At 38.3% G+C, this 11,936-nt stretch carries 11 protein-coding genes; 3 read left to right on the top strand and 8 right to left on the bottom strand.

Translation table 11 applies throughout. The annotated features are described in order from the left end of the window. Positions 1-46: 46 nt before the first annotated feature. From AC2JBO_RS37065 to AC2JBO_RS37040, 6 genes are all read right to left on the bottom strand, one after another. Positions 47-385 carry a hypothetical protein gene (locus AC2JBO_RS37065; protein WP_496958635.1) on the bottom strand — a complete coding sequence of 113 codons (339 nt, stop codon included), beginning with the start codon at positions 383-385 and terminating at the stop codon, positions 47-49. A 5-nt stretch (positions 386-390) separates the two neighbouring features. Then, entirely contained in the window at positions 391-798 is a 408-nt protein-coding gene (locus AC2JBO_RS37060) for a hypothetical protein (protein ID WP_496958634.1), read from the bottom strand. A 33-nt stretch (positions 799-831) separates the two neighbouring features. Continuing rightward, positions 832-1,377 (bottom strand): helix-turn-helix domain-containing protein, encoded by a 546-nt coding sequence (locus AC2JBO_RS37055; RefSeq protein WP_496958633.1) that lies wholly within the window; start codon positions 1,375-1,377, stop codon positions 832-834. After that, complete coding sequence (locus tag AC2JBO_RS37050) at positions 1,374-1,826, bottom strand: DUF6932 family protein (protein WP_496958632.1); 453 nt, start codon at positions 1,824-1,826, stop codon at positions 1,374-1,376. The genes AC2JBO_RS37055 and AC2JBO_RS37050 overlap by 4 nt, the downstream gene beginning before the upstream one ends. Before the next feature lie 155 nt (positions 1,827-1,981). Continuing rightward, complete coding sequence (locus AC2JBO_RS37045; RefSeq protein WP_496958631.1) at positions 1,982-2,404, bottom strand: hypothetical protein; 423 nt, start codon at positions 2,402-2,404, stop codon at positions 1,982-1,984. A gap of 193 nt (positions 2,405-2,597) precedes the next feature. Next, positions 2,598-3,809 carry a helix-turn-helix domain-containing protein gene (locus AC2JBO_RS37040; RefSeq protein WP_496958630.1) on the bottom strand — a complete coding sequence of 404 codons (1,212 nt, stop codon included), beginning with the start codon at positions 3,807-3,809 and terminating at the stop codon, positions 2,598-2,600. A 398-nt stretch (positions 3,810-4,207) separates the two neighbouring features. Here AC2JBO_RS37040 and AC2JBO_RS37035 point away from each other — a divergent pair, with 398 nt between their 5' ends. Next, the gene (locus tag AC2JBO_RS37035) at positions 4,208-6,760 is read left to right on the top strand and encodes an effector-associated domain EAD1-containing protein (protein WP_496958629.1); all 2,553 of its coding nucleotides are present in this window, start codon (positions 4,208-4,210) and stop codon (positions 6,758-6,760) included. Between the two features lie 99 nt (positions 6,761-6,859). On the opposite strand, the gene hsdR is transcribed toward AC2JBO_RS37035, so the two are convergent. Further along, positions 6,860-10,267: a type I restriction-modification system endonuclease gene (hsdR, locus tag AC2JBO_RS37030; protein ID WP_496958628.1), complete on the bottom strand. Its 3,408-nt coding sequence runs from the start codon at positions 10,265-10,267 to the stop codon at positions 6,860-6,862. Positions 10,268-10,566: 299 nt separating this feature from the next. Between hsdR and AC2JBO_RS37025 the strand changes: the two genes are divergently transcribed. After that, positions 10,567-10,884, top strand: a complete 318-nt coding sequence (locus AC2JBO_RS37025; protein ID WP_496958627.1) for a hypothetical protein — start codon at positions 10,567-10,569, stop codon at positions 10,882-10,884. Beyond that, positions 10,881-11,408, top strand: coding sequence for a hypothetical protein (locus AC2JBO_RS37020; protein WP_496958626.1), 528 nt, complete (start codon positions 10,881-10,883; stop codon positions 11,406-11,408). The genes AC2JBO_RS37025 and AC2JBO_RS37020 overlap by 4 nt, the downstream gene beginning before the upstream one ends. Here the strand turns inward: AC2JBO_RS37020 and AC2JBO_RS37015 are convergent. Then, positions 11,377-11,643: a hypothetical protein gene (locus AC2JBO_RS37015; protein ID WP_496958625.1), complete on the bottom strand. Its 267-nt coding sequence runs from the start codon at positions 11,641-11,643 to the stop codon at positions 11,377-11,379. The two genes, AC2JBO_RS37020 and AC2JBO_RS37015, sit on opposite strands and share 32 nt — an antisense overlap. Positions 11,644-11,936 lie beyond the last annotated feature (293 nt).

Raw genomic sequence — 11,936 nt, 5'->3', positions numbered from 1 at the left:
TTTATAAACGCGAACTATGTTTAGTACTTTTTTACCTCTATTTCCCTTAACCGAGCAGTATTGGATAGTCTCCAAATAATTGAGGAATAAACTGTAAAACAGCTTTTAACTCACTTCCCTTGAACCTATTACTCCATAAACTAATCGCTTCTCCTATAGTATTAATAGCATCTAAACGTAAAATAAAATAAAAAGAGATTAAATTCATTAAATAACTACGCTTTATTTCCATTTGAACATAGTTAGAAATATAGAGCTTCTGATTGTTAAGAAGAGAATTTAAATATTTTTGATAGATTGGTGTAGCAAGCAGTAACGAACGTACAACTGATGTATCTAAAAAATGTTCTTTTTCTTGCCTGGTTTCGATTGATTTACCCTCCATAACCTTTATAATTCGTCTTCGTCTTGAGAGTTGTCGTCAAAATTAACGCTAAAAGGTAGGGTATTAAAACCTAAATCTTCTAAAGCGATGATTGAATTTTCAACCACTGTATTATCGATTGCTTTTTGATTAACTAAAGATAAAAATAAATTATAAGCACCTTGATACTGCTCCTTAGTATAATCAATCCAACGATTTTGATGAGCTAATGCATCATGTAATGCTAATGCGACTTCCGTGTATGGGTCGCCTTTACATTTATCAACCATAGAGCGCATCTTACGCAGTATACTATCAGCAAAGGCAGCAGAGCATGGTTCTCCTGCATGTCTTGATAGTTCTTCTAAATCTGACAATAAAGATTTAGTAATTGTTACTGCACTTGCTTCTAAGACTTTTTGTTCTATATTCACGAAAAACTCCTCTTGCTCTTCAACGTGTGGGTCTTACCGAAACTGACTTTCGTTTAATAGAGTTGTGGTTTTACTGTTTTGCTTTGCTTGTTGCTTTTTACGCCATTTGTCGGCGACTTTTTGAAATTCTTCTATTTCTTCAAAGTCAACTTGTACTGAGGCATTTTTAAATTGTACGCCTAATGCTTCGCTGATATCTAAGATTTCTAGAAAGGTGGCGCATTGATAATCTTTATCTTCGCATTCTTTGATTCGTTCTTCGGAAATGCCTAAGATATCAGCTAGTTCTTTCTGGGTCATTTTTGCTGCTATACGAGCTTTTATTAATACATCTGGTAATTTGTTGAAGTTTTCAATTTGAATTTTTATAGGTTGGGTTTTATCACAATTAGCTAGTCTTTCATATTCGGCAATTTCTGCTTTAAATTCGTCAACTTGGCTTGAATATGCGTCTCTATATAGCTGCCATCTTAACGGGTCTGCTTTTAAATTCTCATCATTATCAATTCCAGCTACAGATTGTTCAAATTTTTGTAGCCACTCTTTGGTGATATTATATTGCTGTTCGTCTTTTATCATGATGGCGCCCACCTTATTAAATCTATGGCTATAATGCCTTTAAGGATGTTTGTTCTTGTATCATATTGAAAAAAATCTATATATGGTGTGGCAGATTCGTTTGCTGGATAGTTCGCTGGAAAAATTTCACCTTTATATCTAATTTTCTGCTCGGCACGCTGCAAGCTAAAGTTATATAAAGTCGGAGCTAGTAATTTTAACTCGTTCATGTTAACTCCGTTTTCCTCCCAACAAGCATCAAAGTCTCCCGGTTTTGGTTTACTGCTGACAAAACTACCATCTATATAGATTATTCTACAACCTGCTGCTTGTAGATGTGTCATTGCTAGCTCCAAACCGTCAAAGAGACGCTGCCGAGTAAAATTATAATTAAATTGTTCGTCGAACTCCTCCCATTCTATCAAATGTATACCCGGTGGTAGATAACCGTTATCGTCAAATGGAATCATCTCTTACACTCACTACACCTGTTTGATTATGTAGTGCGAGAGGTTTAGAGTGCTGAAAATTCAATAAAATTCAACAGTAACTGAGGTAATGGCTTTTTAAGTTATTTTTGCTACACCAAATATGTGTTTTCTCCCAGCTAGTAAAAGTATGAGAATTATACAGATTTACTAGCTTGATAAACGGCGCCACCACTACCCAATAAATAAAGGAATATTTGTAAATCGGAACGTCCACGAATTACCGCAGCTGCAAATGTCAGTAATATTGACAATGATTGTGTATCACCTTGAGTCGCTTCATGCAACCAACTACGAATATTATCCCAATCTGAAACTACTGGTATTTGATAGCAACGGGGTAAACACCATGTCAACTTATTACCCGGTGAATGATTTTCAAACTTACCAGTAGCAATATCAGCCACACCATCCTCAAATGGTAAAATACCTTCACGCTCAACCCAATTAAACGTAACCAGGCACCGACTTAAAAACTTACGTATGTTGGTAATATACGAGTCAGTACCGTAACCTTTAATACCTCTTGATTCAAGAATACGGCAAAGATGCACACACATAACATTTAGATATGTGTAAAGAATAATTAATTTAAATACTGACAACCAATTTGAAATCTGACAAGCTTAACTGACAACCTGAAAGTACTGCTATATAAGCATTCTGACAACCCTGACAACCTGTCTATTAAACTACTTATAGCTTGTTATAAACGTTTAGTTCTTACCTCCTGAAAAGAATACAGAGATTACCTCAACTACTTCTCTCCTGTGCAACCCACTGCTCAAAAAGCTTTGCACCTAACGCATACCGCTCTTGATCTAACTGCCGAACCACACCCGTTCCTGCAAGCACTTCAAGGGCATCTTCCACTGTTCCCAAAGCCAGTTGAGTCTGCTGTGCTAAAGTCTCAGCTGTTCCCTGCTTTTTATCAACCAGTGCCAGATAAACTGTTTGCTCATTTTCACCAAAACCATAACTCCGTTTTGTTCCGTCCCATAAAGCAGAAAAATCTTTGTCGTGCTGCCTAATTAGAGAACGGATTAAAGTCTCCTGAGACCGAGGTGTATCTTGGCAACGATTATCAAAAATAATGTTGAGCATCTGTTGAGTTAGATAAGGATGACACCCTGCCCACTCTATAACTGCATTTACTTCTTGCTCATTAAGTTGCACTGGCGACTCTTCGCATTCACACCGACAATCAATGAGCGATCGCGTTTCTGATTCAGTCAATAAACTTAACCATTGTACTTCAGCAATATTAAGTAAAGGGGAGCCAACGCGCTGCTGATAATCCTTGAGGTCACGATAGCCAGATAATAAAAAGCCCAAAAAAGGGTTGAGAGCAATATCGGTATCTTTCAAACCTCGGAGATAACTCCAAGCGTCATTAGCCCAATCTTGGCGCACAATAAATTCAGAGCTATCCAAAAGAAAGCAAACTCCCTCAAAATTTAGCTCTCGGATTTCGCTGATGCTTTGTAGTAAACGCTTTCTAAATTTCTCATGACTCAAGTTGCCTTCTTCGACATTCAATTTGCTTCCCAACTTGATTTCAGCTCCCAAAATTTTAATTTTTTCAAAACTAATTTCTACTTCCGAAATTTTTCTAAGCCAATTGTTTTGGTAATTATCTGATTCCATTCCTTCTTTTTTCTCTATGATTGCTTTGGTTAATTTGGAAATTAGTAAATAGCGAAAATTATCTAGGCTCTTAGGCTGCTCTTTTTGTAAGTCTAAGAGGACTGGAAATGCTCGTAATGGTTTACCATCGCGAGAATCTAAAAAGCTCCATTTGACAGCATTTAAAGCACTGGTTTTTCCCAAACGTCGTCCCCCAAGGAGGATACGAACTTGAAAAGGCGCCTGCTTTATTGCTGAGATTAAATCGCTACGTCCAAAAAAATGGTAAGGTTCTGTAATCGCTAGTTTAAAATTACTAAAGGGACGATTTAGTATCATTGATGACAACCTAAAGTGATTAACTATTTGTTAATAAAGAATACTACTTGTAAACTATGATATAATAGCAAGAACGTTTTTTGGAGGAACCTTGTTTAAAGAAATGTAAAAGAAACAAAATAAGGTTAGCTTCTCTCGTTAAATGCCAACCCCATTCTGGAAAAGCAGGGGCTTACCGATTAACTTTACTGACCAGACTCTCATCCGCAAACGGATAGTTTAGGGAAAAAGTGAAGCAGCCTTTAGAATCTTCACAAGTTAGATGTTTTTTTGCAATAGCGGTCTTCTTAGTAAGATTTTGCAATAAAACCCATATAAATCCAGTTTATTCAAGCCTTAATACAGATATGAGCTTTTATCACTTGCTATAGCTAAAAAATTTAACTTTTATTAAAAATATGAAATTATCTGGTCAACAGCGTAAAGAGCTACACAATGCTTTAGTAAATGCTTTTCCTACTAAGTTAGTAATTAAGCAATTGTTATCTTATGAGTTAGATAAAGATTTAGACATAATCGCTGGAGGCGACAATTTACAAGAAGTTGTCTTTAACTTAATAAAAACGGCTGAAGCTCAAGGATGGATTCAAGACCTAATTGCTGCAGCAATTAGTTTGAACCCTGGAAACCGAAGCTTACGAGGTATTACCGAAGAATTATTGGCAAATCAGCCGGAAATACTTAAATCATCGTATAGCTTGTTTTTGAAGCCAAGTACTAGGCCGCAGAAAATATTGCAAAAAATATTAGTTTTGGTAGCAATTCCTCCCAGGTTACGTTTGAGTCTCAAAATTCGAGAAATTGAAGAAGCTATACGACGAGCTACAAATCCGGATTTATTTGAAATTCGCATTAGAACTGCTCTACGTCCTCAAGATATCCGCCGTGCTATTGCAGCAGAACAACCCCAAATTGTTCACTTTTGCGGACACGGTTTACAAGATGGCATTTTGATGCTAGAGGATGATGGGGGAAATAATAAACCTGTGCCACCTGAAGCTTTAGCATCACTATTTAAGTTGCACGCTGATTATGTTAAATGTGTACTGCTTAACGCTTGTTATTCAGAAAAACCTGCCGTAGCAATTAGCAAATATATTAATTATGCAATTGCTATGAATCAGTCAATTGAAGACAACGCAGCGATTGCATTTGCTCAAGGTTTTTATGATGGACTGGGTTACAAAATTTCCAGCGATCAAGATGTATTTCAACGAGCTTTTGCTGAAGGCATGGTTGCCATTGAAATGGAAAATCTTTCACAAGAGTTGCTGCCAGTTTTAAAGTCTAAGGCAGAGCAGCTGGAAGTAAGCCAATTAATGGTAATAGCAGAGAAATTTCTGAAGCAAGCTGGAGCTTCGACTAATTTTTTGGATAAAAGTAGCTTGCAAGTTACATCTATTAAAGGCAGTCTCAATACATATGCTCCTATCCCAGTAATAGTAGTAAGCAATCAGCCAACGGGTAAAGATGTAGTTCAAGCATTAGAGTATGCTAAACAGCTAAACGACAAGCGCCAAGATTACCTTGGCATTCTTTTGTATAATGAATTACCTGATGCTCTTTTTCGTTTACGTATGGCTGAAGCGAGGATGAGTGAACATTTTGTTCTAATTCCCATACCGCTTGTAGCGGTAGAGCAAGCATTGTTGGATAGCGATACTTGCCCTGGATTGCTAGCTAGTTATGTAAATCGCTATTTGGGCAATGACCTGTTTGATGATCGCAACGCTATCGGTGATGCGCTTTCCTTCTTTGGTAGAGAGAAGATATTGAATCGCTTAGAAGCAGACCTGAAGAAAAGACAAGGAATTGGATTATTTGGACTTCGCAAATCAGGTAAGACATCATTGCTTCTTCAGTTAAGTTTTGCACTTAAGCCACATCCAGTTGTTCATATCGACCTTCAACCCTATGGTGGCAAACTTTACTATGGAGTAGAAATCTTCAATCAAATTCTTCAACAACTCCATAAAATTGCAGGTAGTCAAAATTTTCAACCCTTTAATCAAGATATTCCTGCTGCTAATGTGGCTGCAAAATTTACCGATTTAGTAAATGATATAGCACAAAATCTTCAGAATAAAAAACATGAACTACCGATAATTTGCCTTTTAGATGAAGTGGAAAGAATTTTTCCATTTTCAACAGACCCCCGTGAGAAAGTAGAAGAGTTTAATGCTGTTTTTGGAGCATTAAGGGCACTAAGCCAGGAAAAACGCACACTTGGGCTTCTTGTTGCCGATGTACATCCTGACTGTAATCGAATTAACCATTGGGTACAACCAGGAGTAGCAACTAATCCAGTATTTAACTTTTTCAAAGAAGAGTTTGTTTCGCCATTTTCATTTGAAGACACAAAAGCAATGCTCGATGGCATTGGTAAGTTAATGGGAAAGCAATTTGATGATGAAACGTTAATAAAGATTCATTGCAAAAGTGGTGGTCATCCATTTATTTCTCGACAACTTGCTAATCTACTTTGTACTCAAATTTCTGGAGAAAAAGATGGGAGAATTCCTAGCTTATTGTCCAAAAAATATTTAGAAAAACCATTTAAATACCCAGGAATTTTAAATGACTATATAGGACAAAGTATTTGGGGTGATTTGACAAAGCGCAATTTTGAATCTGCGATAGTTATACTTCGACTCCTTGCTTGTAACGAAAAACCTACAAACGATTCAATACCAAATAGTGGTTTAGATACAACTAATATTACCGAGTTGAAATCTGGAATTACAGATAGTGATATCTTGAGTTATCTTAGTGTTAACAACTTTACAGAAGACCAGTGTCTAAATGCTCTCCTTTGGCTAGAGTCTGTTGGCTTGGTAACTCGACAAGAATTAGAAGAAGAAACACGCTACCAAATTCACGTGAAACTATTGTCATCTTGGCTTCAGATGCAGATGACTAAAAGCGAGATTGAGCAATGGCAGATAAATTAAAAGAATGTTCATCTGGTACATTCAACCTGCCAATGCGTAAGTCCTAAATGTCTACAAAACTAGCTTTGAATTAAGCAAGTGCAAATATATATCATCACCCTATCCCACATCTTTCCATAACTCATCATTTATCTGCACCAATATATTCTCCAACTGCCCATTAAACGTCTTATTCAACCTTTGAAAACCACCACCTTGACTTTTAAACTCTCCTTGGTCAAGTGATTCCCTATCAACAATAGTTTCAACCTTCAACTGTTTACCTATCCTCTCTAACCATTTACGCTGGGGAGGCGCCCAGCTTTGCATCCCCATAATCTTCCTCATCGCCTTATCCACCCGTTCCTCATAGGGTACTAAAGCATCACCAATAGCAGCTTTGCGAATAAAACCAATAATACTTGCTGCTATATCCTCGTTTGTTGCTTCTCGCCAAGCTACTTGTAAGTTACGCTCGGTGTAACCAGATGTATCTAATAATAAGCGTAGTTCTTTGAGTTGTGCCCTGGTAAGTTCGCGTGGACGTTGAGTAACTACTATCAAAGCTGGTATTTTATTAAGGTTATCCCGCAGGAATGCTGTAAAGCTATCTAGATAATCTTCTGGTTTTTGGGCGCCACCATAACCTCTTTCAACCCGTCTCAGTTCATCAGCATGTCGAGATATAAGTACAGGTTTTCTACCTCCATCTTTGGCATCTAATATTTGAGCTATTCCTTGACGCTTATTAAACCATTCTTTTAATTGTTGTGGTTCAGACTGGCGCCAGTAATTTATTAATTCATCAAATGGCATTCCCGACGATATTTCTAATCGTCTTTTTATATCATCATTACCAGTTTGATATATTACACCTTCTTCACCAACCTTTGACCTCTCTTTCTCCCCTCTCCTCGCAGGAGAGGGGTCGGGGGTGAGGTTAGAATTAAGAGAGCGCCGCAATTTAGCAATAAGCTGGTCAACAACAGTATTAGTATCTTCTACTGTAATAATCTCTTCCACCAACTGAGTAAAAGTAATATTCGGTCTTACCGCAACAGGTTTCATTGTAGAAACATCTTTCAATGCATCGTACAAATTTACTGCGTCGTATATTCTAAATACTTCTTTACCTATATCATCACATCGTCGTGTAGCCCTTCCTAACATTTGTTCGTACAATATCCGAGAATTAACACGACGTATAAAGACTAAATTACATATAGCTGGAACATCTATCCCGGTGGTGAGTAAATCTACTGTAACGGCTATTTTGGGATTTTGTTCGTTTTTGAAGCGTCTAATTAATTGTAATGGTTTATCTGCGGCGCCTGTTATTTTAATAACGGCATCATCTTCAACGCTACCATATTGATTTTGGAGCGCGCGCTTGAGTAAATTAACTACAATATCCGCGTGGGAGTCGGTGACACAGAATATTAACGTTTTCTCTGGTTGTAACGGGTCGATATTAAGAGCCAAATATTCACACACCACCCGGTTAAATTCTTCAGTCACAACCCTTCTATTAAAACTTTCTACCTCAATTCTGACCTCATCGGGTGCATGAACCAAATCAATATTACCTGTAATGGGGTCAAAATATTCCACCTCCTGACCAGCTTGCCAAACAATACCATCTTCTGAAAGTGCAGTAGTAATTTTGTATGGTGGTTCATAATCAATTAACCAACCTTCTAAAACTGCTTCTCTGTAGCTATATATATATACAGGTGTACCAAATATTTGTGTGGTGTGGAGTGCGGGTGTAGCAGTTAAACCAATTTTGACAGCATCAAAATGGTCTAACACTCTCCGGTATTTTGATACATAGTCATTAAAGTCTCTAAACGTTAACTCGCTGTCGCTAAGTTCTCTATCCAGTAAATACCCTCTGTGACACTCGTCAACTACTATACAATCATATTGGTCAGCCGTAGGTATGGAAGTGTCATCACTAGGATAAAGAATCCGTTTAACAAATCCTTGAACTGTGGATATGTGTACCTTTGTATCTCTGTCAGGCGCCACGTCATCCAAATCTTTCAAATCAAATATATCGGCAAACGTTTGTAAGTTCTCTATGCGAGTTTCTTTAAAAGCGTTTGATGCTTGCTCTCCTAATGCAGTGCGGTCAACTAAGAATAAAACACGACGGAAACGTTTTGTTTTCAGAAGTCTATATACAAGGGCAATGGTAGTTTTAGTTTTACCCGTCCCGGTAGCCATTGCAATTAATATTTGTCTGGCACCATCTGACAATGCAGCTTCTACCCTTTGTATAGCCTTAATTTGGTAGTCACGCAGCGTCAAATTATAATTAAAACCTTCTTGCTGTAACTTTTGATGTGCAGTTTCGGTATCAACAGCCAACAAATCTTGTAAACCTTGCGGTGAATACCATGTTGTCAGGGAACGACGAAGATTTGATGGTTTGCGTACATCACAAAACCATATACCGCTCTTTGTTTCCAACTGTCTCAAAAACGGGCGCCCATTTGTAGCGAACACAAACGGCACTATATACTCACCCCAAGGACCACCTGGTAAAGTCTCATTACCTCTAACTATATAACCGCGACTATAACGCTTTGCTTGATCAACGGCGCCATATACATCAGTACTTTGCCGTTTAGCTTCAACGGTTGCCACAACAATTAAACCCACACATAATATATAGTCAGCACGACCATCACTTGTAGGAACTTCAGCAATAGCCAAATTTTTACCCTTAGTCGGACGAACACCCTTACCGTAGGTGATATTCTCCGAATCTGCCTCCCATCCAGCTTGTCGTAACTGCACATCAATAAGGCGCCGAGTTTCCCGCTCATCCAGGTCAATATTATCCCCTGCAACCTGCGCTCTTTCTATTGTTTCTTGAATAACTTGTGTAGACTCATTTTGTGCCGCTGCTTTCAAAGATGCTATCTGTACATCAGTACTTGCAGATAAACCGCGCGCTAATTCTTCTGCGGATATCCTTAATTGTGCTTCCTGTTGTAACCGTATTTGTGCCAACTCTGCCGCTGTACGAGTTGCCGAATATTCACTACGTAGCGTTGCTAATTCTTCGAGTAAAGTCTTATTTTCCAGCTTAGGGTCAGGTGGTGGAACGAAGGCGCCGGGATGAAACTCAGCATCCTTCGTAACAACCCGGTAATACCAAATACCCAACGACCGAGCGTGTTTAAGATTACTTAATGCTACACGCTGATTACCACCAAACGCATGGTTTGCATCGTTGCCCGCGCGTCGTAACTCATCAAACAAATCGTAAACTTTGGACTTTAATACACCCCTATCCCGCAGGCGCCGCATCAGATCAATTTGTCTCTCACACTCAACATCAGGCATCCGCACCCTTGCAGCAACTACCTGTAACAGGTATTCACCATATTGCCGCAGCTTCAATAAACAAGTGTTAGGGTCGTCCGCAAAGTATCTCTCAGCCAAGGCGCCTAACTGCGCTAGCTGTTGATCATGCTGCGCGATAAATTCAAAATTAGGCGATGTTGGCTGTGGCATTCAGTAAGAGGATGATACATATTAGCTGTATATTTTATAGCAGATTACTCAGATATTGACCATGAGAATAATTATACGCACGTAGTCCAAATGCTTATATAGACTACGCTTGATAGTTTGTAACATGGGAATTTATCAGGCGCCAGTTGTAATTAGTTTAACCGCACTCGAAGTAATTTATTTGTATACTTGTTGCGTATTGTCGCGCTACTTTCCGCGCGATACCACCGATATCACATTTATTAGATGATGTTTGTAAGCTCTAATATATAGATATTACACTTCGGAGTAATAAGGTCATGACTGGAACCAAACCAACCCGTACCGTCCCTCTAGGGAGAATATTCCCAGAGATACAGTGGACTGAAGAACAAAAAGAACAACGCCAAGCTATAAGAGAAGCTTTATATCAGCGCGCGCTACCTATTTTTGAAAGGCTCAAACCAGAATTAATTAAAACTCATTACAACTGGTATATAACCATTGAACCCGACAGCGGCGAGTATTTTCTTGACCAAGATGAAATTAAAGGCGCCTTAAGAGCGCATGAAAAATATCCTGATTGCAGGTATCATACTTTTCGTGTCAACGAAACAGGTGCTTGCGGAACGATATGATAAACGGTATTTTTGGTGTTGAGGATGCCTTAATCTTTGAAATAGAATTTATTGCATCGGATGGTAGTGGGCTAGAAATAGAAGCTATGTTCGACAGTGGATTTTCCGGGTGGTTAGCTGTAAACGACCAAGACATAGATGGTTTTGGTTGGATAAAATTTGACCGAAAAATCATGACAACAGCACAAGGTAGTTCGTTCTTTGATATTTATGCAGGAACAATAAAGCTTGATGGTCAAGAACACCATATCCCTGTGCATGTTGGTAAGAATTTAACAGAAGTTCTACTTGGGCGCCAATGGCTAGAAACCAAGCCATTATTCGTGAATAAACCAGAGGGTATATTAACCAAGCGGATAATTTCTGACTTTGGGTTAACTGAAGCTGTTGATGGCGCCCTCAAGTATCATGGCGCCGCTTCAAACGCAATATTAGAGAGGATATCTCCTGCTTTTCATCTTTTAAAAAACATCAAAATAAAAATTGTTAAGTTTAGTAATCATCATCTGTTTTTAGGCTTTTAACTGCCTGAATAAGTTCTCGAAATAATTCACCAAAACCCATCATTTGTTCGTCAAAAGTATCACCATTATTTACATATAAATCGTTCTGGCGTTTTAATTCAATAGCGTGTTTTGCGGCAATAACTTCCGTAAGTGGTACTTTCATCTTTTTAGACAGCGATACTGCCTCTTCTAAAAAATCTTGTAAGTCTTGTTTACACCAGTTTCTTTCTGATTGATTAAATAAAGTACCCATTGTCTTATATTCCTTGGATTACTTAATTGTGTAAGCCTATTTTTTAGCGTATTCTAAGTATACAACTTTTTAACACACAACAGAATCACTGATTTTAAAATCTTGACCTAACAATTCGCAATTCGCAAGTCGCAATTACTCCTCCGGAGTCACTACGTGAACGCAATTGAAAATGCGAATTGGGATAGAATCATTGATTAATTGCCTTGGGGGATACAAGCCCCCACCATACCGCAGGTTGGTGGCACCCAAACAGTGATGGGTACAAGCCCTCACTGTTTGTCTTAATTGCG

It is taken from the genome of Calothrix sp. CBUCES-K 9914 (genome assembly GCF_059640475.1).
Note: the sequence above shows the minus strand (reverse complement) of the source record. Positions and strands in the feature narration are given on the sequence as shown.